General features: G+C 69.3%; 21 protein-coding genes and 1 pseudogene. 11 read left to right on the top strand and 11 right to left on the bottom strand.

Annotated elements, in window-relative coordinates; all coding sequences use genetic code 11:
* The first annotated feature begins 7 nt into the window (after positions 1-7).
* Positions 8-2,668 (top strand): DNA ligase D, encoded by a 2,661-nt coding sequence (ligD, locus tag DI526_RS01165; RefSeq protein WP_304273068.1) that lies wholly within the window; start codon positions 8-10, stop codon positions 2,666-2,668.
* 98 nt (positions 2,669-2,766) lie between these two features.
* Positions 2,767-3,192: a nuclear transport factor 2 family protein gene (locus DI526_RS01160; RefSeq protein WP_304273065.1), complete on the top strand. Its 426-nt coding sequence runs from the start codon at positions 2,767-2,769 to the stop codon at positions 3,190-3,192.
* Between the two features lie 14 nt (positions 3,193-3,206).
* On the opposite strand, the gene DI526_RS01155 is transcribed toward DI526_RS01160, so the two are convergent.
* The 3 genes from DI526_RS01155 to DI526_RS01145 form a co-directional block, all read right to left on the bottom strand.
* Complete coding sequence (locus tag DI526_RS01155; RefSeq protein WP_304273062.1) at positions 3,207-4,076, bottom strand: Ku protein; 870 nt, start codon at positions 4,074-4,076, stop codon at positions 3,207-3,209.
* Positions 4,077-4,127: 51 nt separating this feature from the next.
* Complete coding sequence (locus DI526_RS01150; RefSeq protein ID WP_304273059.1) at positions 4,128-5,159, bottom strand: DNA topoisomerase IB; 1,032 nt, start codon at positions 5,157-5,159, stop codon at positions 4,128-4,130.
* A gap of 80 nt (positions 5,160-5,239) precedes the next feature.
* Positions 5,240-5,647 carry a helix-turn-helix domain-containing protein gene (locus tag DI526_RS01145; RefSeq protein ID WP_304273056.1) on the bottom strand — a complete coding sequence of 136 codons (408 nt, stop codon included), beginning with the start codon at positions 5,645-5,647 and terminating at the stop codon, positions 5,240-5,242.
* 167 nt (positions 5,648-5,814) lie between these two features.
* Between DI526_RS01145 and DI526_RS01140 the strand changes: the two genes are divergently transcribed.
* Positions 5,815-6,822 (top strand): FAD-binding oxidoreductase, encoded by a 1,008-nt coding sequence (locus tag DI526_RS01140; RefSeq protein ID WP_304273053.1) that lies wholly within the window; start codon positions 5,815-5,817, stop codon positions 6,820-6,822.
* A 33-nt stretch (positions 6,823-6,855) separates the two neighbouring features.
* On the top strand, positions 6,856-8,019 hold the full coding sequence (locus DI526_RS01135; protein ID WP_304273050.1) for an acyl-CoA dehydrogenase family protein: 1,164 nt from the start codon (positions 6,856-6,858) through the stop codon (positions 8,017-8,019).
* Between the two features lie 73 nt (positions 8,020-8,092).
* Here the strand turns inward: DI526_RS01135 and DI526_RS01130 are convergent, their stop codons facing one another.
* Positions 8,093-8,797, bottom strand: coding sequence for an energy transducer TonB (locus DI526_RS01130; protein WP_304273047.1), 705 nt, complete (start codon positions 8,795-8,797; stop codon positions 8,093-8,095).
* Positions 8,798-8,990: 193 nt separating this feature from the next.
* Here DI526_RS01130 and DI526_RS01125 point away from each other — a divergent pair, with 193 nt between their 5' ends.
* Positions 8,991-9,860, top strand: a complete 870-nt coding sequence (locus DI526_RS01125; RefSeq protein ID WP_304273044.1) for a transglycosylase SLT domain-containing protein — start codon at positions 8,991-8,993, stop codon at positions 9,858-9,860.
* On the opposite strand, the gene DI526_RS01120 is transcribed toward DI526_RS01125, so the two are convergent.
* Positions 9,847-11,037 carry a CaiB/BaiF CoA-transferase family protein gene (locus DI526_RS01120; RefSeq protein WP_304273042.1) on the bottom strand — a complete coding sequence of 397 codons (1,191 nt, stop codon included), beginning with the start codon at positions 11,035-11,037 and terminating at the stop codon, positions 9,847-9,849. The two genes, DI526_RS01125 and DI526_RS01120, sit on opposite strands and share 14 nt — an antisense overlap.
* A 300-nt stretch (positions 11,038-11,337) precedes the next feature.
* On the opposite strand from DI526_RS01120, the gene spbR reads away from it, so the two are divergent.
* Together spbR and DI526_RS01110 are read left to right on the top strand one after the other, a co-directional pair.
* Complete coding sequence (gene spbR, locus DI526_RS01115; protein ID WP_304273039.1) at positions 11,338-12,474, top strand: pole-localized protein SpbR; 1,137 nt, start codon at positions 11,338-11,340, stop codon at positions 12,472-12,474.
* 61 nt (positions 12,475-12,535) lie between these two features.
* Positions 12,536-13,303 (top strand): NUDIX domain-containing protein, encoded by a 768-nt coding sequence (locus tag DI526_RS01110; RefSeq protein ID WP_304273037.1) that lies wholly within the window; start codon positions 12,536-12,538, stop codon positions 13,301-13,303.
* Here DI526_RS01110 and DI526_RS01105 read toward each other — a convergent pair.
* The 5 genes from DI526_RS01105 to DI526_RS01085 all read right to left on the bottom strand — a co-directional run bounded on the left by DI526_RS01105 (position 13,296) and on the right by DI526_RS01085 (position 18,071).
* The gene (locus DI526_RS01105; RefSeq protein WP_304273034.1) at positions 13,296-13,931 is read right to left on the bottom strand and encodes an ABC-type transport auxiliary lipoprotein family protein; all 636 of its coding nucleotides are present in this window, start codon (positions 13,929-13,931) and stop codon (positions 13,296-13,298) included. The two genes, DI526_RS01110 and DI526_RS01105, sit on opposite strands and share 8 nt — an antisense overlap.
* Positions 13,928-14,866, bottom strand: a complete 939-nt coding sequence (locus DI526_RS01100) for an MlaD family protein (RefSeq protein WP_304273032.1) — start codon at positions 14,864-14,866, stop codon at positions 13,928-13,930. Before DI526_RS01100 ends, DI526_RS01105 begins: the two co-directional genes overlap by 4 nt.
* Entirely contained in the window at positions 14,866-15,699 is an 834-nt protein-coding gene (locus DI526_RS01095; protein ID WP_304273031.1) for an ABC transporter ATP-binding protein, read from the bottom strand. The genes DI526_RS01100 and DI526_RS01095 overlap by 1 nt, the downstream gene beginning before the upstream one ends.
* Positions 15,696-16,811: an ABC transporter permease gene (locus DI526_RS01090; RefSeq protein ID WP_304273029.1), complete on the bottom strand. Its 1,116-nt coding sequence runs from the start codon at positions 16,809-16,811 to the stop codon at positions 15,696-15,698. The genes DI526_RS01095 and DI526_RS01090 overlap by 4 nt, the downstream gene beginning before the upstream one ends.
* Before the next feature lie 207 nt (positions 16,812-17,018).
* The gene (locus DI526_RS01085) at positions 17,019-18,071 is read right to left on the bottom strand and encodes a LacI family DNA-binding transcriptional regulator (RefSeq protein ID WP_304273025.1); all 1,053 of its coding nucleotides are present in this window, start codon (positions 18,069-18,071) and stop codon (positions 17,019-17,021) included.
* 219 nt (positions 18,072-18,290) lie between these two features.
* Between DI526_RS01085 and DI526_RS01080 the strand changes: the two genes are divergently transcribed.
* From DI526_RS01080 to DI526_RS01065, 4 genes and pseudogenes are all read left to right on the top strand, one after another.
* Positions 18,291-19,547 carry an MFS transporter gene (locus DI526_RS01080; RefSeq protein WP_304273023.1) on the top strand — a complete coding sequence of 419 codons (1,257 nt, stop codon included), beginning with the start codon at positions 18,291-18,293 and terminating at the stop codon, positions 19,545-19,547.
* A 17-nt stretch (positions 19,548-19,564) separates the two neighbouring features.
* Positions 19,565-20,371, top strand: coding sequence for an RNA methyltransferase (locus DI526_RS01075; RefSeq protein ID WP_304273020.1), 807 nt, complete (start codon positions 19,565-19,567; stop codon positions 20,369-20,371).
* A gap of 82 nt (positions 20,372-20,453) precedes the next feature.
* On the top strand, positions 20,454-21,440 hold the full coding sequence (locus DI526_RS01070; protein WP_304273016.1) for an alpha/beta hydrolase: 987 nt from the start codon (positions 20,454-20,456) through the stop codon (positions 21,438-21,440).
* A gap of 43 nt (positions 21,441-21,483) precedes the next feature.
* Positions 21,484-21,609: pseudogene (locus tag DI526_RS01065) on the top strand (hypothetical protein); the annotation flags it as partial.
* Between the two features lie 25 nt (positions 21,610-21,634).
* On the opposite strand, the gene DI526_RS01060 reads toward DI526_RS01065, so the two are convergent.
* Positions 21,635-22,354 (bottom strand): YafY family protein, encoded by a 720-nt coding sequence (locus DI526_RS01060; RefSeq protein WP_304273015.1) that lies wholly within the window; start codon positions 22,352-22,354, stop codon positions 21,635-21,637.
* Positions 22,355-22,434 lie beyond the last annotated feature (80 nt).

Genomic DNA, 22,434 nt, shown 5'->3' with positions numbered 1-22,434 from the left:
GGCGGCGATGGCGGCGCGGAAGCTGGCGGCCTACGAGGCCAAGCGCGATTTCGAGAAGACGGCCGAGCCCTCGGGCAAGGTCGCCGTCGCCGCCTCCGACCGGGCGCGCTTCGTCATCCAGAAGCACGACGCCACGCGCCTTCACTACGACCTGCGGCTGGAGCACGAGGGCGTGTTCCTGTCGTGGGCGGTGACCAAGGGACCCTCGCGTGATCCGCACGACCGCCGCCTTGCGGTGCATGTCGAAGACCATCCGCTGGCCTATGGCGACTTCGAAGGCACGATCCCCAAGGGGCAATACGGCGGCGGCACGGTGATGCTGTGGGACCGCGGCTGGTGGGCGCCCGAGCCGGGCTTCGACCTCGCCAAAGGCCTCAAGAAGGGCGAGATCAAGATGGTCTTCGCCGGCGAGCGGATGAAGGGCGGATACGTCCTGGTCCGGATCAACAACGACAAGTTCGCCAAGGGTGGATCGAGCGGCAAGCGCGAGAACTGGCTGCTGATCAAGCACCGCGACGAGTTCGCGATCGAGGGTGACCTCGACTTCCTCGAGGACATGTCGTTCTCGATCGCCTCGGGACGAACGATGGAGGCGATCGCCGCCGGCAAGGGCAAGAAGCCCACGCCCTTCATGACGGCCAAGGGCCCGGCCTCCGACGCGGTCTGGCACAGCAACCGCTCACTCGAGGGGAGCGCCGAGCAGGTGGCCGAGGAGACGGACGCGCCGAAGGGGCGTGGGGCGAAGGCTGCGGCCAAGGCCCAGGCTCCCCGCAAAGTCGCCAGGAAGACAGCGGCCATGCCGGACTTCGTGCCGCCGCAGCTGTGCAAGCTGGTCGATCGGCCACCGGGCGGGGGCGACTGGGCGCACGAGATCAAGTTCGACGGCTACCGCATGCAGATGCGGATCAAGGGCGGCAAGGCGACCTTGCGCACCCGCGCCGGCCTGGACTGGAGCGGCAAGTTCGCCCAGCTGATCAAGGACGGCGCGGCCCTGCCGGACGCCTTGATCGACGGCGAGGTCGTCGCCCTCGACGCCGACGGCGCGCCGTCCTTCGCCGGGCTGCAAGCGGCCCTGGCCGAGGAGAAGACGGACGATCTGATCTTCTTCGCCTTCGACCTGCTTTACGCCGCCGGCGAGGACCTGACCGGGCTGCCGCTGTCGGAACGCAAGGTGCGGCTGAAGGCGCTGCTGCCGGACGACGGCGACCGCCTCCGCTATGTCGAGCACTTCCAGAGCGGCGGCGAGGCGGTGTTGCAATCGGCGTGCAGGATGTCGCTGGAGGGCGTGGTCTCCAAGAAGCTCGACGCGCCGTACCGCTCGGGCAAGCCAGGGACCTGGACCAAGGCCAAATGCCGGGCCGGCCACGAGGTGGTGATCGGCGGCTGGACGACGACGGGCGACGCCTTCCGTTCGCTGATCGTCGGCGTCTATCGCGACGGCGACCTCGTCCACGTCGGCCGTGTCGGCACGGGCTATGGCCGCGACAAGGTGGCGCGCCTCTTGCCGAGGCTGAAGGCGGCCGAGCGCAAGACCTCGCCGTTCACCGGCAAGGGCGCGCCGCGCGACGGAGCCAATATCCACTGGGTGGACCCGGTTCTGGTGGCGGAGATAGAGTTCGCCGGCTTCACGGGAGACGGCTCGGTGCGCCAGGCGTCGTTCAAGGGTCTGCGCGAGGACAAGCCGGCCCAGGCGGTCGAGGCCGAGGCGCCCGCGCCCGCCGAGGAAATCGCGCTGGCCGAGCCGAAAGCCGCGGCCCCGAGGCGCGCCGGCGGCAAGGCGTCGGTGCGCGGCGTGGCGATCTCCAACCCCGACAAGCCGATGTGGCCGGACGCCGGCGACGGAACGCCTGGGACCAAGCTCGAGCTCGCCGAATATTTCGAGGCTGTCGGCGACTGGATGCTGGGGCACGTCAAGGGCCGGCCGTGCTCGGTGATCCGCATGCCCGACGGCATCGACGGCGAGAAATTCTTCCAGCGACACTCGGGCAAGGGCGTCTCGGCCCTGATCGACGAGATGGTGGTCAGCGGCGACCGCAAGCCCTATCTCGTCTTCAACACGGTCGAGAGCCTAGTCGCGGCCGCCCAGTGGGGCGCGACGGAGCTGCACCCGTGGAACTGCCGCCCCGGCGAACAGGATGTCCCCGGCCGTCTGGTCTTCGACCTCGACCCCGCGCCCGATGTCTCGTTCGATGTAGTTGTGGAGGGCGCGCGCGAGATCCGCGATCGGCTGGAGGCGCTGGGGCTGGCGCCGTTCTGCAAGACGACCGGGGGCAAGGGGCTTCACGTGGTCACGCCGCTGAAGCCCACGAAGGTCGACTGGGACACGGCCAAGGCCTTCGCGCGCGAGGTCTGCGCGCAGATGGCCGCCGATAGCCCTGACCAGTACCTCCTGAACATGTCCAAGAAGGAGCGGGGCGGGAAGATCTTCCTCGACTACCTGCGCAACGACCGGATGAGCACGGCGGTGGCCCCCCTGTCGCCGCGCGGCCGGCCCGGCGCTCCTGTGTCATGGCCGGTGGCCTGGACGCAGGTGCGGAAAGGGCTCGATCCCAAGCGGTTCAACATCCGCAGCGCGCCGGGTTTGTTGAAGAGCCTCGACGCGTGGGACGCCTATGCCGAGAGCGAGCGGGATCTGGAGGCGGCGATCCGGAAACTGGCCAAGCCCTAGGCCCTCTGAGTGCGCGACGTTGACGGCGCCGTCATGAATTTTAAGGTGTCGCCAGCGACGCGTTCGAACGTCGCGTCCAGGTTTACGGGAGTGACGGCATGGCCCGAGAGCAGGCGATACAAACCCTGGAGACCTGGCATGACCTGCTGGAGAAGGGCGAGTTCGACCGCCTTCGCCCTTTAGCCGCCGAGAATGTCGTCTTCCGCTCGCCAGCGTTCTTCTCGCCCTATTCCGGCGTGGAGCCGCTCGTCCATATCCTCTCCACCGTCAGCACGATCTTCGAGGATTTCGCCTATCACCGGCAATTCTGGACCGAGGAACAGGACGCGGTGGTCCTGGAGTTCAGCGCCCGCGTCGACGGCAAGACGCTGAAGGGAATCGACATCATCTCCTTCGACGACGCCGGCAAGATCCGCGAGTTCGAGGTGATGATCCGCCCCGCCAATGCGGCGGCCGCGGTGGGCGAAGCGATGGCCGCCAGGGCCGGGCCGCGACTCAAGGAATTGCTCGGCAAGGGGCGCTGAGGTCGGCGCGGAGCCTAGCCCGCCTTCTTCCGCGCCGTGGCCTTCTGAGCCACCTTGGCTGGGGTTTTCGCCGCCGGCTTCTTCGCCGCGGCCTTGCCGGCCGGGGCCTTTCCCAAGCTCGCCCGCAGCGCTTCCATCAGGTCCACCACATTGGTGTCGGCCGGTTCTTCCGGCGCGGTGACCTTGGAGCCCTTGCCCTTCTGCTTTTCCTTGATCAGGGCGCGCAGGGCGTCCTCGTAACGGTCGTTGAACTGCTCGGGATCGAAGGGGCCTTCCTTCTGCTCGATGATCTTCTGGGCGATCTGGATCATCGCCGCGTCGGGCTTCTTGTCGGGGATGGAGTCGAAGTAGCTGGCGGCGTCGCGGACCTCGCGGCGCGAGCGCAGCGACCAGGCGACCATGCCCTCGTCGCGCGGCTCGATGGCCAGCAGGCGCTCGCGCTGGTGCATGACCACGCGGCCCAGCGCGACCTGACCCTCCTTGGTCATGGCCTCGCGGATCACGCCATAGGCCTCGGCCGCCAGCTTGCCGTCGGGGACCAGGAAGTAGGGATTGTCCCAGTAGAGCCGGTCGATCTCGGCGGCGGGCACGAAGCGCTCGATGTCGATGGTGCGGGTGCTTTCCAGCCGCACGCTGTCGATCTCGTCCTGGGTGATGACGACGTACTCGCCCTTCTCGTACTCGTAGCCCTTGACGATGTCCGAGCGCTCGATGGGCCCCAGGTCCGGATCGGTCGGGATCATCCGGATCCGGTTGTGCGTCTTCTTGTGCAGCATGTTGAAGTGCACGTCGCCGCGCGCGTCGGTGGCGGTGTAGAGCGCGACGGGGCAGGTCACGAGCGACAGGCGCAGGTGGCCCTGCCAGGTGGGACGTCCGGCGGCCATGGGCGGTTCTCCGTTAGCGCCGACTCAACGACCCCTGGCCGCAGCCGTTCCCTAAGCGGCTTGGTACGAGGCCTTGGCCGCCTCCAGGAAGCGGATCACCGCCAGCTCGAAGGCGCGCTCGGACCGACCCGGCTTCAGCGGCAGTACGCCTTGCTGATAGGCCTCCAGCACCAGCGGATGGATGTAGGAGCCCCGGCAGACGGCGGCCGTGTTGCCCAGCAGGCCCGCGACCGCCTTCACGCAGGTGTTGACGTTGCGCTTGGCCTCGGTGGCGCTGCCGGCCTTGGGAATCAGGCACAGGGCGCGGGCGGCGGCCAGCGTGCCGGCCCAGGTGCGGAAGTCCTTGGCGGAGAAGTCCTCACCGATCGCGGCTCGGATATAGGCGTTGACGTCGGCGCTCTCGATCGAGCGCCGCTGGCCGTCGTCGTCGAGGTACTGGAACAGGCGCTGGCCCGGCACGTCCTGGCAGGCCTTGACGATCCTGGCCAGGCGCCGGTCGCGGAAGCCGGTCTTGTGGACCTTGCCGCTCTTGCCGCGAAACTCGAACACGCCGCCCAGGCTGGACAGCTTGGCGTGGCGATCGCGCAGGGTGGTGAGGCCGAAGCTCTTGTTGGCCTGGGCGTATTCCTCATTGCCGACCCGGATCAGGGTCAGCTCCATCAGGCGGATGACGGCGGCGACCACCTTCTCGCGGGGCAGGCCGCGCCGGGCCATGTCGGCCTCGACCCGCGCGCGCAGGCGGGGCAGGGCGCGGCCGAAGGCGATCATGCGGGTGAACTTCAGCCCGTCGCGGTCGCGTCGCCAGGCGTCGTGATAGCGGTACTGCTTGCGCCCCTTCTGATCGCGGCCGGTGGCCTGGATGTGGCCGCGCGCCGAGGGGCAGATCCAGACCTCGGTCCAGGCCGGCGGGATCGCCAGGGCGCGGATGCGGTCGAGGGTCTCGGCGTCCTTGACCGCGCGGCCGGCGGGGTCGCGATAGGCGAAGCCGTCGCCGGCCGCTACGCGGCCTATGCCGGGATCGTCGTCATTGACGTAGGCGAGGCCGGAGGTCTCCGGCTGAAGCTCGATCGTGTCGCGCGGCATGACGCCAGCCCTCGTCGCAGGTCCGTTGGCGGATCAACGGGGCGCGAGAGCGGCGGGTTCCGAGGGGCGTGGCGGCTAGCCTAGGGCGCTTCGTCGTCCACCATGGCGCGGACCAGGTCGACGACCCGTCGGCGCAGGCGGCGGTCTTCCAGGCGCGGGAACAGGCCGGCCAGCTCCAGGCCCTCCGGCGTCGAGACGAATTCGGTCATGCGCTGGGCGAAGCCGTCGTCCATGCCGCCGTCGGTCTCTTCGAGGCCCTCGTAGAAGTAGGACACCGGGGCCTGCAGCAGCTTGGCGGCGTCATAGAGCTTGCTGGCGCTGATGCGGTTTGCGCCGCGCTCGTACTTCTGGATCTGCTGGAAGGTGATGCCGAGGGCGTCGGCGACCTGGGTCTGGCTGAGGCCCATCAGCTTCCGACGAATTCTCAGCCGCGCGCCCACGTACAGGTCGACGGGGTGGGCCTGCTCGGCCACGGGGCGATCGTTCATCCGACTCAAATCCCTCAACGCCGCGACGCGGCTTAAATGCGAGTATTAACGGTATAGACCGAGCGTCGCGGAGTCGTCACGTCCGCCCGTACACGGAACGGGTCTGTCACGACATTATGGCTTCGCCCGGACTTGACGTAGACGACACGGGGAGGTGTTTGCCCCCAATGTATTCTGAAAAAGGCGCAAAAATCGCGGTGGCCGGCGCCGGGGCCTTCGGCTTGGCGGTGGCGTTACGTCTGGCGCGAGCCGGACGCTCCGTGACAGTGTTCGATCCGGCGCCGCCCGGTGACAACGCTTCGGGCGTCGCGGCCGGCATGCTGGCCCCGGTCAGCGAGGCGCTGTTCGATCCCGCCTCGCGCGACCACCTTCCGCTGATGCGCCGGGCGCGAGACCTTTGGCCCGACTTCGCGCGAGACCTGGACATCCCGCTGTCGCGGGCCGGCGTGCGCATCGAAGGGTCTGACGCCTGGCGGGCCGAGGTGGCCCAGCGGCTGGAGCGCCTCGGAGTCACGGACGACGGGACCATCCTCGAGGACTGGCGGCTGGAGGCCCGCTCGGCCTTGATGACGCTGCGCGCCGCGGCGGAAGAGGCTGGCGTGGTTTTCGAGACGGGTGCGGTCACGGGGTTCGAGCCCGGCGTCCTGAGCCTGGTCGACGGCCGGCGCGAACCCTTCGACGTGTTGGTGCTGGCGACCGGCCCGGGCGTCCGCGAGGGCCGTATCGCGCCGGAGACGGCGGCCCTGGCGCCGATCAAGGGCCAGCTCCTGCGCGTGACGGCGCTCGATGACGATCCGGCGGTGGTGCGCGGCGAAGGGGTCTACCTGGCGCCGGGCGAAGCCCTGGCCGTCGGCGCGACCATGGAGGCCGGCCGTGACGACCTCGCGCCCGACGCCTCGGCGACCGAGGCTCTGCGCCGGGCCGCAAAGGCCCTGCGTCCGGCCTTGGATCTCGACGCGGCGAAGGTCGAGGTCGGCGTGCGGGCCACCACGCCCGACGGCCTGCCGCTGGTTGGCTGGAGCCAGGCGCCCGGCGTCATGCTGGCGGTCGGGGCCCGACGTAACGGATGGCTGTTCGCGCCGCTTGTGGCGGCTATGGTGGCGGCTTATCTGACGGGCGATAACCCAGGCCCCGAGGCCGCCGCCTTCGACGCGCGGCGCTTCGAGAAGGCCTAAAGGGACGACGCACAGCGCAGGGGAGTGGACTGGATGTCCGGATTCTGGTTGACCGAAGAGCAGGAAGCCATTCGCGAGGGCGTCGCCAAGGTGTGCGCGGCCTTCGACGACGAGTATTGGCGGCGCACCGACGAGACCGGCAATTTCCCCGAGGAGTTCGTCGCCGCCATCGCCGAGGGCGGCTGGCTGGGCGTGGCCATGCCCGAAAGCGTCGGCGGCGCGGGCCTGGGCCTGACCGAGGCGGCGATCATGATGCAGACCGTGGCCCAGTCGGGCGCGGGCTTCTCGGGCGCTTCGGCCATCCACCTCAACATCTTCGGCCCGATGCCGCTGGTGAAGTTCGGGTCTGACGCGCAGCGCGAGCGCCTGCTGCCCCGGATCATCTCGGGCGAGGACAAGATGTGCTTCGCCGTGACCGAGCCGAACTCGGGCCTCGACACCTCCAGCCTCGAGACCCGGGCAGAGAAGATCGACGGCGGCTATCGGCTCAACGGCCGGAAAATCTGGACCACCGGCGCCCAGCGCGCCAACAAGATCCTGATCATCGCCCGCACGACGCCCAAGGATCAGTGCGCCAAGCCGACCCAGGGCCTCAGCCTGTTCTACACCGACCGCGAGAAGATCGAGGCCAAGCCGATCCCGAAGATGGGCCGCAAGGCCGTCGAATGTAACATGCTCTTCATCGAGGACCTGTTCGTCCCGGCCGAGGATCTGGTCGGCGAGGAGGGCAAGGGCTTCCAGTACCTGCTGCACGGCCTCAATCCCGAGCGCGTGCTGTTCGCCGCCGAGGCCATCGGCCTGGGCCGCGCCGCCCTGGCCAAGGCTTCGACCTACGCCAAGGAGCGCGTGGTGTTCGGCCGGCCGATCGGCCAGAACCAGGGCGTGGCCCATCCGCTGGCCAAGTCGTGGGCCGAGCTGGAGGCCGCCAACCTCCTGGCCTTCAAGGCCGCCGCCCTCTACGACGCGGGCCAGGAATGCGGTGCGGAAGCCAACGCCGCCAAGTATCTGGGCGCCGAGGCCGGTTTCCATGCCTGCGAGGCCTCGGTGCTGGCGCACGGCGGCATGGGCTACGCCAAGGAATACGACGTCGAGCGCTACTTCCGCGAGGCGATGATCGCCCGCATCGCGCCGATCAGCCGCGAAATGATCCTCAATTACATCGCAGAGCGCGTGCTGGGCCTGCCCAAGAGCTACTAGGTCTAATCAAGGGGGATGGCCGGGCCGCTGGAAGGCGCGACCCGGCCGCCGGTTCAACGCCGGAGGAGGGCTGTCAGCCCGCGTTGAACCGGATCGGGATGCTGACGGTGGCGCCGTCGATCGGCTCGCCGTTCTCCATCTGCGGCTTCATCTTGAAGAAGCGCGAAATCTTCAGGGCCGCGGCGCCGAAGCCTTGGCCGGTCGGCGTCTCCGAGATCACCGAGCAGTCGCGCACCGTCCCGTTCACCGCCACCGTGCAGCTCAGCGTCGCCGAGCCCGAGACGCCCAGCTGCTGCGGCCTTTCCGGATAGTAGCGCGCCATCTCGTCGCCCGAAGGAATGCGCAGCCAGTTCGCGCGGGTGATCACCTTGGGCTGTGGCCCCGGCGGCGTTGTCGGCGCGGCCGGAGCCGTCGGCAGGACGACCGGTCCTGGCTGGGGCGGCCCCTCGACGTCCACCGGCTTGATCGGCAGCGGCTCGGGCGTCGGCTGGGCCGTCGGCGCGGGCGTGTGCAGCCGAAGCTGATTCTTCGGGGGCGCGCTCTGCGGCGGCGGGGGAGGCGGCGGCTTGGGCGTATAGACCTGCTCGATAACGAACGGGTTTTCGGGTTCGGCCGGGGGCAGCGGCTGCGTCCACTTCTGATAGGCCAGATAGCCGATCAGCATCAGGTGCGCGGCGGCCGAGACGCCGAGGCCGAGGATCAGCACGCGGGACGGCTTGCGCGGCGCTTCGTCGAGGCCGGGAATGCCGGAGCCATTGGGATTCAGGGCCAGAGCCATAACGATCTCCCTAATGAATTTACATTCGTAGGATCAGATCAGCACGCGGCTCGGCCTCTGTAAATTGACAATCGTAATCCTGAGTGAAATTTCTCTTACGCCTGTAAGATCGCCTGCGGCGTCTTGTCTCCGGACGCGCGGCGCGGAACGTGGTTAATTGGGAATTAACCATGATCGCCGAGTCATGAGACCCATGCCCGCCGTAGGTTCCATTCGCAGCGTCGTCGAGTCGGCGATCCAGCGCGCCTCAAACGCGACGGGCGTCGACTTCTCGTTCCTGATGGGCGCCGCCAAGCGCGAGAGCGGGTTCAACCCCGCCGCCAAGGCGCGGACCTCGTCGGCCTCGGGCTTGTTCCAGTTCGTCGACCAGACCTGGCTGGCCACGCTGAAGAAGCACGGCTCGAAGTACGGCTATGACCGTTACGCCAACCTGATCAGCCAGGGTTCGGACGGCCGCTACCGCGTCGAGGGCGACGAGGCCCGCAAGGCCGTGCTGGGCCTGAAGATGGATCCGCACGCCGCGTCGCTTATGGCGGGTGAGCTGACCTCGGACCACGCCTCCTATCTGCGGGGGCGGGTGGGGCGTTCGCCCACGGCCGGCGAGCTTTACGCCGCTCACTTCCTGGGTCCGCAGGGCTCGGCCAGGCTCATCCAGGCGGCGAACAGCTCGCCCGGCGCCAATGCGGCGGCGATGTTCCCGGAGGCGGCCCAGGCCAACCGCTCGATCTTCTATCGCGAAGGCCGGCCTGCGACGGTGGGCGAGCTCTACGCCAACCTGACCAAGACCGGCGGCGCGAACCCGGTCGCCGATCCGGCCCCGTCGCGCGCGGACGGGGAACAGGGCTTCGTGCAGTACGCCAGCAGCCGTCGCCTCGAGCACATCCAGCAGCAGGAAGCGGTGATGAATCTGATCCTGCGCGGTTCGCAGGATGTCGGCGACCCCTTCGGCGGGACCGGCGGCGCGTCCGGCGTAGGCGCGGGCCAGCGCCTGGCCAGTTCGATGTTCTCGGCCGAGATGCTGCGCGTGCTCGCCGACGCCAACGACAAGGTCAAGCGGACCTGACCACCGTCAGCGCGGCCACCTTTTCCGCGTCCCAACCCAGTTCGCGAAACACGGCCGCCGTGTCGGCGCCCAGCGCGGGGGCCGGGCCGCGCGGCCCATCCTCCGCGCCCGGAAAACGCGCGGGCGCGGCTGGAGCTCGAAAGGTCCCGCCGCGCCCGTCCGGCGTCTCGACGAAGCAGCCAGCCGCCTCGGCCTGGGGGTCTTCGGCCAGCTCGCGCGGCGTCTGGTAAGGGGCCCAGGTGATATCGCCGGCGTCGAGCACCTGCGCCGCCTCGTCATAGGTCATCGCCCCGAAGGCGGCGTCCAGGATGTCGACCAGCGCCTCGCCGTGCTCGCGCCGGGCCTTGGCGGAGGCGAAGCGCGGGTCGTCGACCAGTTCGGGTCGGCCAGCGGCGGCGGCGATCCGCGGCCAGTCCACCGAGCCCTGGCGCGGTAACAGGCAGATCCAGCGGCCGTCGGCGGTCTTGTAGAAGTTGGCGAGGGGCTGAACGGCCTCACGCCGGCCGCGGGTGGAGGCCAATTTTCCCAGCCGCAACTGGATCGCCATGTCCGATCCGATCGCATAGACGCCGGTCCGTAGCAGGGAGGTCTCGACCAGACGGCCGACGCCGGTGCGGTGGCGCTCGTGGACCGCCGCCAGGATCGCCGAGACGGTCGCCAGCGAGGTCACGTGGTCGCCCATGCCGGTGCGGATCGGGAAGGGCTCGGCGCCCTTCGGCGCGGTGATCGCCCCGACGCCCGCGCGCGACCAGAAGGCGGCGACGTCCATGCCCGGCTTGTCGGCGTCCGGACCCGTCAGGCCGTAGCCGGTCAGGCTGGCGTAGATCAGGCGCGGATTGACGGCCTTCAGAGCCTCATAGTCGAGGCCCGCGCGCGCCAGGGCGGCAGGACGGACATTGGTCAGGAAGATGTCGGCCGTGGCGACCAGCGCCTTCAGCGCCTCGCGACCCAGGTCGCTGCGGATATCCAGCACCACGGCCCGCTTGCCGCGATTGTCGAGTTCGAACACCGGATTGGCGTCCTGGTCCGAGCCGATGGTGTCGAAGAACCGCCGCATCGGATCGCCCTCCGGCGACTCGACCTTGATCACGTCCGCGCCCCAGTCGGCCATGATCCCCGCCGCCCCCGGCGCGGCGATATAGGTCGCCAGCTCAACGACCCGCAGACCTTCCAGCATCGCGTCCTCCCATCATGTTCTTTTGACGAACCATGGGGGAGGGCGGCGGACCGTGAAAGGCTTACCTTACGGCAGATCTGTGCAGGCCGCTGCGGACACGGCCCGGGCGGCGGCGCTGAGCTGCGGCGAAACGCCCAGACGCGCCGCGCTACGGCGGATCGTTAATTCCTGGCTTAAAGGTGCAAACAATCGTTAAGCCTAACAACTGATGATCGTGACTCGCGACGCTCTCGAAAGGGGGCTCGCGCAGACGCACGACGGGTTTCGACACACACACGCAACGGTCCGGATGGACGCCCCATGGCCATGACGCGCGCAGCCCTGACGGAAGCCGATCTTCGGATGCTCGTGAAGGGCCCGACGGCGGACGAGCGCGCCATGGCGGCCTACAAGCTCTGCCGCAGCATCGACCGCGAGGACCTCAGCGAAGAGGACCGCCAGGTCGCTCACGACATCTTGCGGGTGATGGCCGCCGACGCGGCTGAACTGGTGCGTCGGGCGCTGGCGGTCACGCTGAAGGGCTCGAAGATCGTCCCGCACGACGTCGCCATGCGGCTGGCGCGTGACGTCGAGACGGTCAGCCTGCCGATCATCAGCTTCTCGCCGGTGTTCACCGACGCCGACCTGGCCGAGATCCTCCGCGTGGGCGGTCCCGCCCGCCAGTTGGCGGTCGCTCAGCGGCCCAAGCTGTCCAGCCGGATCACCACGCAGCTCGTCGAGGAGGCCGGGGAGGAGGCGGTCGCCATCGCCTGCGCCAACGATAACGCTCGCTTTTCCGAGGTGTCGCTGAAGAAGGCCCTGTCCCGGTTCGCCAAGTCCGAGCAGGTGCTGCAGGCTGTGGCCTATCGCGCCGCCCTGCCGCTGGCGGTGGCCGAGCGCCTGGTCGACATGGTGGGCGACCAGCTGCGCGACCATATCCTGACCCATCATGCCCTGTCGGCTGAGCTCACGCTCGAGCTGATCGTCGACGCCAAGGAGCGGGCGACGGTCGACCTGGTCGACCAGGCTGGTCGGACCGCCGACCCCAAGGCTTTCGTCGCGCACCTGCACAGCGCCGGCCGCCTGACGCCCTCGCTGCTGCTGCGCGCCCTGGCGCACGGGCACATGACCTTCTTCGAGTGGGGCGTGGCCGAGCTGGCGGGTATCCCACATCACCGCGCCTGGCTGATGGTCCACGACGCCGGTCCCCTGGGCCTGAAGGCCATCTGCGAGCGCGCCGGCTTGCCGCCGCGGCTCTACTCGGCCTTTCGGGCCGGGGTGGATGCGTTCCACAGCCTCGAATTCGACGGCGGCGACCACGACCGCGAGCGTTTCCAGGAGCACATGATCCAGCGCTTCCTGACCTCGCCGCATGCCGCGTCGCGTGACGACACCGACTACCTGCTGGAACGCATGGATCGCAGCGCCGAGAAACGGCGACGATCTGCCTCAGCCTGAGATCGAACAGTCGTTCGAAATCGATCTGGCGGCGACCTGTGGCTGGCGCCAAAGTGCAAGGATGTCCGACTCCTCAAACGGCGAGATCCGCCCCGCCGCCACCATACTGCTGCTTCGAGACGCCCCCGATTTCGAAGTCCTGATGGTCAAGCGCCATCATCAGATCGACTTCGCGGCCGGCGCCCTCGTATTTCCCGGCGGCAAGAGCCACCAGGGCGACAGCGATCCGCGCTGGCGAGACCACGCCCTGGGGTTCGATGGCGTCCAGGCGGGCGACGCGGCCTTGCGGATCGCGGCCATTCGCGAGGCCTATGAAGAGGCCGGGGTGCTGCTGGCCCGCGACCCCGACGGGGCGTTCTATGCGGGCGAGGCGGCCAAGGATATCCGGGCCGCTGTCGCGGACGACAAGGTCCCGTTTCTCGAGGTCGTGGCGGACCTGGGCCTGCGCCTAGACCTTGCGGCCCTGACCGTCTTCGCGCGCTGGATCACGCCGAAGCTGATGCCCAAGCGGTTCGACACCTGGTTCTACGTCGCCCACGCGCCGCTGGCGCAGCAGGCGATCTGCGACGGGCACGAGGCGGTCGACGCCGAGTGGATCGCGCCGCGCCGCGCGCTGGAGCTGGCGGCTTCCGGCGCGCGCAAGGTGATCTTCCCCACGCGGATGAATCTGCAGCTGCTGGCCGAGAGCGTCGATCCGGCGGACGCCGTCCAGCGCGCGGCGGAGCGGCCGCTGGTCACGGTCGAGCCCTGGGTGGACGGCGCCGTCCTGCGTATCCCGCCGGAGGCGGGCTATGGGCCCGTGACCGAGCCCTTGGCCGCGCTCAGCTAGCGATCGCCGGCCCGGCCGCGTTGGCCCAGGCGACGATCTCGCCCAGGACCTTGGCGACGGCCTTGTCATAGGCGGGCACGATCGCCGAGACGCGGTTGTCGGCGGCCTTGACGCGGGCCTCGAAGACTTGGTCGCCGACCAGGGCCCGATCGCTGTTGCGGGTCATCACGCCGCGCACCCGCACGACGACTTCCGGCGCGGCCTTGGGGCCGTTGACGTAGTCGGTCTCGAAGGTGCGGACCTCGAGCCGCAGCACGAGATCGGCCTTGCCCACCTCGCCGCGACCGATCAGGCGCGCGCGGCCAGGATCGTTTTCGAAAGCGCGGGCCACCGCCTCCTCGAACAGCACGAAGGCCGGCGAGACCCAGCGGGCGTCGGCGATGTAGGCCATCTGGCCGTCCGTGCTGGTCAGGATCCGGTCGCTGGCGGCGGCGCGGGTGAAGGTCGAGGGGGCCTTCAGCACGCCGATCATGCCGCCGGGCGGTCCCTTGGGCGCGCTGACCTCGGCCTCGCCGAAGCGATAGAGGCCCACGGGCTTGGTCTTCGGGAAGACGCTGATGCAGGCCGAGAGGCCCATGGCGAGCGCAGCGACCGCCGTGAGGCGGGCGAGGTTGCGGATGCGGCTCATGGTTTGACCTCCACTTCCTTGGCGGGCGCCTTGCTGAACGCGCCGCGGGGGTTCTGTTCGACCTCGCCGACCAGGCGGTCCAGCGACTCGGCGGCCGACTGCAGGGTGACGATGGCCGCCGACAGCTGCGGCAGGCCGGTGGCCGCGAAGTCGCTGGTCGGGCCCTCGAGCTTTCCGACCATGCCGCGGGCGTCCTTGGCGGCGGCCTTCAGCTCGGCGGCCGCGTCGCCCAGCTCCTTCAGCGTGCGCTTGGCGTCGCCGTTGACCACGCCGTCCGCGCTGTTGGCCAGCTGGGTGATCGACTGGGCGGTCTGGTCGATGCTCTGCAGCGCCTTCTGGGCGTCGGCGATCACTTCCTTGCGCTCGCGCAGCTCGGCGGTGACGGCCTGGACGTCGGTCAGCGTGGCGCTGAAGGTCTTGATGTTCTTGTCGGACAGCACGCGGTTGACGCGGTCCAGCGCCTCGATCGTGCGCGTCAACACCGTGCCGCCGCCTTCCAGAAGGTCGGAGAGGGCGCTGCGCTGGCTGCGCAGGACCGGCACGTGGCCGCCCTTGACGGTGTCCTTCAAGAGCTCCTTGTTCGGCGAGCCGGCGGTGATCTGGATGTAGTTGACCCCGGTGATGCCCTGCGGCTCCAGCGTCGCGTAGCTGTCGACCTTGATCGGCACGTCCGAGGTGACGCGGATCCGGGCGATCACGCGGTTGGGGTCGCTCTTGTCGAGCTCGATGCGCGTGACCTCGCCGACCTTGATGCCGTTGAAATGGGCCTCGCCGCCCTGCGACAGGCCGCGCACCGGACCGACGAACAGCACGTCGTAGAGGTCGTAGTCGCGATTGAAGCTGATCTTGGCCAGCCAGACAGCGAAGACGATCAGCCCCATGAACAGGGCCAGCGTGACCGCGCCGACCACCGCGTAGTTGGCGTTTCTTTCCATCAGTCGATCCTCGCCTCGGCCAGGGACTCGGCGGACGCGGCGGCGCGTCCTCGCGGGCCCAGGAAGTACTTCTTGATCCAGGGATGATCCGAACGCTCCAGTTCGTGAACCGGCGCCACGGCGACCACCTTCTTGTCGGCCAGCACCGCCACGCGATCGGTGATCGCATAGAGGCTGTCCAGATCGTGGGTGATCATGAAAACGGTCAGGTCCAGGCTCTCGGACAGGTCCTTGATCAGCTCGTCGAACGCCGCGGCGCTGATCGGATCGAGGCCGGCGGTCGGCTCGTCCAGGAACAGGAGCTCCGGATCCATGGCCAGGGCTCGCGCCAGGCCGGCGCGCTTGCGCATGCCGCCGGACAGTTCGGCCGGCTTCAGCAAGGCGGCGTGGGCGGCAAGGCCGACCATGGCGATCTTCAGGTCGGCGATCTCGTCGATCTCGCGGCGGGGCAACTCGGTGTGCTCGTGCAGCGGCGCGGCGACGTTCTCGCGAACCGTCAGGTTCGAGAACAGGGCCCCCTGCTGGAACAGCACCCCCCAACGGCGCTCGATCGAGGACCAGCGGCGGCGCGAGGCCGTGCGCATGTCGCCGCCAAACAGCCGCACGTGTCCGCCGTCCGGCGCCTTCAGGCCAATGACGGTGTTGAGCAGCACCGACTTGCCGGTGCCCGAGCCGCCGACCACGCCCAGCACCTCGCCGCGCTCGACCTTCAGGTCCAAGCCGTCGTGGACGACATGCTCGCCGAATCGCGAGACCAGGCCTCGCACCTCGATCGGGTACTTTTCGCTGTCGGCCGTCTCGACGGCGGGAGGATCAATAGCGGGCCCGGTCATATGTCCAGCTTCATGTAGAGCAGGGCGAACACCGCATCGATCAGGATGATCGCGAAGATGGCGTGCACCACCGCGGCGGTGACGCGACGGCCCAGCGCCTCGACGTCCTGGCCGACCTCCATGCCCTGGCGGCAGCCGATGGCGGCGATCACCGCGGCCATGACCGGCGCCTTGGACATGCCGATCCAGAAATGGGTGGCGCCGACATAGTCGACGATCCGCTGCAGGAAGAAGGTGGGCGACAGGTCCAAGACGATCCAGACGACAAGGATGCCGCCCGCCAGGCCCGCGATGGTGGCCACGAAGGTCAGGATGGGGATGGTCAGCAGCAGGGCGGCGAACCTTGGCAGCACCAGCGCTTCGTAGGGATCGACGCCCATGACCTGCATGGCGTCGATCTCCTGGTTCATCTTCATCGAGCCGATCTCGGCCGCGAAGCTGGAGGCCGAGCGGCCGGCCAGCAGGATTGCGGTGATCAGGATGTTGAACTCGCGCATCACCGAGATGCCGATCAGCTCGACCGAATAGACCTGGGCCCCGAAGTCGGTGAGCATGTTGGCGCCCAGCAGGGCCACCACCGCGCCGATGAAGAAGGTCGTGGTCGCCACGATCGGCATGGCGTCCAGGCCGGCGCGCTCGGAGAGGGCGACGATCGGCGCCCAGCGGATTCGCTTGGGGTTGACGAGGCTGCGGCCAAAGGCGGTCAGCAGATGGCCCAGGAAGACCATGGTGCTGTAAGCGTCGGAGAACAGGCCGAAGACGCCGCGGCCGATCCGCTCCAGCAGGGCCTTGAAGCCGCCGGGGCGCACGGTCGGCTCGGTCTGGACCTTGATGGCGGCCGAGACCAGCTCAAGCAGGCGCAGCACGCCCTGCCGGGCCTGGACGTCCACCCGCTGCAGGTCGTCGCCGGCGGCGCGCAGGATCGCATAGGCGCCGGCGGTGTCGCAGCGATTGACGCCGGTCAGGTCGAACAGGGGGCGCTCGACCCCATCCAGGGCCTTGGCCAGGCGCAGGCCGGCGTCGAGCAGGCCGCGAGCCGTCCAGTCCCCCGACAGCACCGCCGTCGGGCGGCCATCCTGGTCGGCCAAGGTGAAGTCCGCAGGAAGCGCCATGGGGTCCTTGAGGGTGTGCTCTCGGCTATATCCAAGCCCCGCCATGGACCTGACAAGTGCAAAACGCGCCAAGGCGCAGCTTGTTTCGCACGGGCGTGAAGTCGTAGGCGGCTGCGGGCTAAATCCCTCGATCCGGGAACCGGATTCAAGTCCCGAGGGGTTAGCCGCCGTTGCGGTTTTCGCCGCGCCGGCCGTCGAAAGGATCCCCTAGCGGGGCGGCGGGGCGGTGGAGGCGCGATGGATCAGCTCGAACGGCAGGAGGATGTCCTGCGGACGCTCTGCGGGCTCGCTGGACCGGGCCTGGGAGATCAGCAGCCGGGCCGCGACCGAGGACATCTCGGCCACCGGTTGGCGGACGGTGGTGAGCTGCGGCCGGCTGAAACGGGCGCTGGGGCTGTCGTCGAACCCGGCGACGGAGATGTCCCCGGGGGTCATCAGCCCCGCCTCGGCGATCGCGGCCACGCAGCCAAGCGCCATGTCGTCGTTGCTGGCGAAGATCGCGGTGGGCCGGTCGGGCAAGGCCAGCAGCGCCTTGGCCTCGGCCATGCCGGACTGGAACGTGAAGTCGCCCTGGCGCACCCAGCCGTCGGACACCGGCAGGCCGCGCGCCTTCATGGCGTCCAGATAGCCCTCGCGACGGGCCTGGCTGGCGCCGTAGCGCGGCTCGCCGACGATGAAGCCGATCCGCTGGTGTCCAAGGCCGATCAGGTGCTCGGTCATCTCGCGGGCGGCGGCGACGTCGTCCATGTGGACGCGGGGGCCAAGGCCCTCGGGGCGTTCGGGGCCAACCCGGACATAGGGCGTGCGCGAGCTGGCCAGCAGTTCCAGCACCACCGCATTGTCCGAGGAGGGCGGCGTCAGGATCACGCCGTCGGGCTTTAGCGCCGCCAGCAGCGCCGCGACCTCCTGCCGGACCTGGGGCGCTTCATGGTCGATCAGCTCGACTAGCAGGTGATAGCCTTCCTGGCGGCACTCGAGCGTGGCGCCCAGCTGGATCCGGCTGAGATAGTCCGCGCCGCGCTCGCTGCGCCAGTGGTCGATCGTCAGGGCCGCGTCGACGAACACCGCGATGACGAAGGAGCGCGAGCCGGCCAGGCTGCGGGCCGACAGGTTGGGGCTGTAGCCCAGCTCGCCGGCAGCCTGCAGGACGCGGTCGCGCATGGCGGGCCGGACGTTCGGCTCCTTGTTCATCACCCGCGAGACCGTCTTGATCGAGACGCCCGCGCGGGCGGCGACGTCATAGATCGTCACCGAAGCCATGTTTTGTCCCGCCCCTCGAGAGACTCACGCCAATTCCCGCACCCTAGAGCTTGCCGCCGCGGAATGGAAACCTCTGGACGACAGCAGGGTGGCCCTTGTGCGGCAAGGCGGCCCCGGCCACTGTGCGGACAAACGCGGCATAGACCGCGGGGCTCCGCCCGGGCCCTGATCAATAAGGGCCGAGCGGAGGAATACCGTCGGCTAGGGGGAGAGTGGATTATGCGGCCAGACGACAGGGCCCGGCCCAAGGAGCCGGTGCGCGCCGGCTTCATCGCCGCCTACACCTTGGCGCAGATCGGGGCGTTCGTATCCTTCCAGCCGCTGCTTCAGGTCCTGCTGCCCCTGAAAGCCCAGGCTATCGATCCGGCCGGCAAGGCGGTGGTGCTCAGCCAGGTGGCCTTCTACGGCGCGATCGTCGCCAGCATCGCCAATCTGCTCGCGGGCGCCATCAGCGATCGGACGACCTCGCGGTTCGGCCGTCGACGGCCCTGGATCGTGGTGGGGGCGGTGGGGGCGTCCCTGGCCTATCTGGCGATCATGCGCGCCACGACGCCGATGGCGCTGGTCGGCGGCATGATCCTGTTCCAGCTCACCTTCAACCTCTGTTTCTCGGCCCTGGTCGCCGTGATGCCCGATCGGGTGCCAGACGGCCAGAAGGGCCTGGTGGCCGCGTTCCAGAGCCTGGGCAATCCGCTGGGCACGGCCGCGGGCGCGGTGCTGATCGGCGGCGTCCTGGTCGTCGAGGGCCAGCGCTATGCGGCGATCTCGGCGGCGCTGCTGCTCGGGCTGCTGCCGCTGGTGGTCAGTCTGCGCGACCCGCCCTTGCCCAAGGGCAGCGTGCCGCCGTTCAAGCTGGGCGCCTTCCTGTCGGGGCTTTGGGTGAACCCGCGGCGACATCCGGACTTCGCCTTCGCCTGGGCCGGGCGGTTCATGGTGCTGGTCGCCCTGTGCCTGACCCAGAACTACATGCTCTACTTCCTGCAGGACGTGCTGGACTATCCGCGCCTGTTCCCCGGTCATCGGGCGGAGGAGGGGCTGGCGATCCTGACGACGGTGTCCACCCTCTCGAACGTCGCCTTCGCCCTGCTGGGCGGCGTGCTGTCGGATCGGCTGAAGCGGCGCAAGCTGTTCGCCCTGGGCGCGGCCCTGATGATCGCCTTGACCATGGCCGTGTTCTCGCTGTCGCCGAGCTGGCCGCTGCTGCTGGCGACCTATGTGGTGCTGGGCTGCGGCGCGGGCTGCTACTACGCGGTCGACATCGCCCTGGTCACCCAGGTGCTGCCGTCGCAGCGCGACGCGGGCAAGGACCTGGGCGTCATCAACCTGGCCAACACGCTGCCGCAAGCGCTGGCGCCCGGCCTGGCGGTCTGGGCCCTGGGCCCCAGCCAGATGAACTACCAGGTCTTCTTCCTGACGGCGGCGGCGCTGGCCTTGGCTGGCGGTCTGGCGATCCTGCCGATACGAGGGGTTCGCTAACCCACGTCGAGGCCGCCTTGCCAGAGTTCCGCGTCGTCACCGATCCCGACGATCCCGCCGTCGCTCCGTTCCGCGCGATCAAGGAGCGCGATCTGGTCGGGCGCGAGGGCCTGTTCATCGCCGAGGGCGAGACGGTGCTGCGGGCCTTCGTGCGCGATGCGCCGGGCCGCGTGGTCTCGCTGCTGATCGACCCCAAGCGTCGGGACAAGCTGGAGGACGTCTTCGCGGGGCTACCCGAGGACGTCCCGGTCTACTTCGCCGACCAGGCCGTGGTCGACGCCATCGCCGGCTTCCACCTGCACCGCGGGGTGCTGGCGGTGGGACGCAAGCCCGCGCCGGTCGCGGCGGCGGATATGCTGGCCAAGCTGCCGGCCCGCGCGGTGGTGCTGGTGCTGTGCGGCGTCGCCAACCACGACAACATCGGCGGCATCTACCGCAACGCCGCCGCCTTCGGCGCCGACGCGGTCATCCTGGACGCCGACTGCTGCGATCCTCTGTACCGCAAGGCCATCCGCGTCTCGGTCGGCGCGGCGCTGTCGGTCCCGACCGCGCGGCTCGACCGTGGCGAGGACATCGCCGACCTGCTGGCGGGGGCGGGCTTCGAGGCCCTGGCGCTCAGCCCTTCGGCGCCCGAGGTCCTGGCGCGCCTGAGGCCGGCGCCGCGCACCGCCGTGCTGCTGGGGGCGGAGGGGCCCGGCCTGTCGCCGCAGGTGATGGCGCGCGCCCGGACGGTCGGCATCCCGATGGCGAATGGCTTCGACTCGCTGAACGTCGCCACCACCAGCGGGATCGTGCTGCATCACCTGCGGTTCGCCGACGCCTAATCCAGGCTGGAAACCGGTTTCCAAATCGCCGCAAGCCGCTTTAGGGTCCCGCCACAACATCCCGTCAGAAGGCTTCGATCCCATGCTGAACCGTCGCGGCGCCCTTGCGGCCTTTGTCACTGGCGTCCTGGGATCCCTGGCGGCGCGAAGGACGGAGGCGGCGGTCGTGGAACAGCCCAAGTCGGCGCCGGCCGATCCCACCGAGGTCATCATCCTTTGGCCGAACGGCGCGCCGGGCGGGGAGGGCGTCACGGCCGAGGAGCAGATCATCGACCGCACCGCGACCGGCGGCCCGCGCGACCGGGCCCAGGTCCACACGCGCAAGCCGACCCTAGTGGTCTTCCGCCCGAAGAAGCCCAACGGCGCGGCGGTGCTGCTGATCCCCGGTGGCGGCTACGAGCGGGTGGTGCTGGACAAGGAAGGTTACGAGACCGCCCGGCGGCTGAACGACAGCGGCTACACCTGCTTTGTCCTATTCTATCGGATGCCCGGCGACGGCTGGACGGCGGGCGGCGACGCGCCGCTGCAGGACGCCCAGCGGGCCATCCGCCTGATCCGCGCCAAGGCCGCCGCCATGGGCTTCTCCGCCGACCGCGTGGCGATCATGGGCTTCTCGGCCGGCGGCCACCTGGCGGCCAATCTGACGGTGCGGTTCGATGCGCCGACCTATGCGCCGATCGACGCCGCCGACCAGCTGCCGGCCAAGCCGAACCTCTCGGCCCTGATCTATCCAGTCATCAGCCTCGACACCGCGATCGCTCACGGCGGCTCGCGCAAGCAGCTGCTGACCCGCGACGCCTCGCCCGAGCGCGAAGCCGTCCTGTCCCCGGAAAAGCAGGTGCGCGAAGGCCTGTCGCCGGTGTTCCTGCTGCACGCGGCCGACGACAAGACCGTGCCGGTCGCCAATTCCCTGGCCATGTTCACGGCGCTGAAGGCCAAGGCCGTCCCGGCCGAGTTGCACGTCTTTGAAGAGGGCGGCCACGGCTTTGGCCTGCGCTTCACGCCGGACAAGCCGGTCGCCGCCTGGCCCCGCCTGTTCGAGGCCTTCGCCAAACGGCACGGGATCTAGGGCGACTTCAAGCTGGATAGTTCTGAGAACGAGCCTCAAATCCGTGTCATCCCGGAAGCCTCGCAGAGGCTATCCGGGACCTAGGGGCTAGCGGCAGTGCGGTTGCCCCTGGGTCCCGGCTCTTCCCCCGGCTCAAGGCCGGGGTTCGGCCGGGATGACACGAGAGGAGGCGATGAAGCAGTCCAGGCGCTCGCTCAGCAGGCTTCTTTTTGCCGGGCGTTCCAGGCGGCGATCTCGGCGTCGCGGAACTTGATCCACTCGGCCCGCAGCACCGCCGGCCGCTTGCCGTGGCGCTCGTCCAGGAACTCGGCGCCGACCACCCGGTCGGTGCGGAAGGTGCGGAACGCCTCGCGCAACTCGCACCAGGCGATGATCATGCGGATGGTCTCGCGATAGCCGACCGTCACCGGCCAGATCACCCGGTTGCTGACCGCGCCGGCCTCGTCGCTGTAGTCGAGGCGGATCTTGCGGCCGGCGTGGATCCAGGCGCGGACCTGAGCGACGTCGATGCGGTCGGTCTGCGGCTTCCAGGCGGGCGCGGCGGCCGCCGCCGGCTCCAGCACATAGGGCCGCAGGCGATCGGGCACGGCCGAGGCGATCTTGCTGATCAGGTCCTTGGCGGCCTTGGCGAGCACTGGATCGCCGCGGCCAGCCACCCATTGGGCGCCCAGCACCGCCGCCTCGATCTCGTCGGGCGTCAGCATCAGCGGCGGCATGTCGAAGCCGGCCTCAAGGACATAACCGACGCCGGCCTCGCCACGGATCGGCGCGCGCTGTCCCACCAGGGCGGCGATGTCGCGATAGACGCTGCGCTTGGAGGTCTCCAGCTCGGCGGCGATGGCGTCGGCCGTCACCGGCGCGCGGCTGCGGCGCAGGATCTGGATGATCTGGAAAAGGCGTTCGGCGCGTCTCATGACCTCAGCTATCGGCGATCGCTACTGACAGCATGCTGGCAGTAGGGTGGCGGTAGCAAGTGGTCATCACGACATTCGGG

The sequence above is a fragment of the Caulobacter segnis genome (assembly GCF_003243465.1).
GTDB lineage: Bacteria > Pseudomonadota > Alphaproteobacteria > Caulobacterales > Caulobacteraceae > Caulobacter > Caulobacter segnis_A.
The sequence above is the reverse complement of the archived record's forward strand: the minus strand, read 5'-3'. Positions and strand labels throughout refer to the sequence as shown.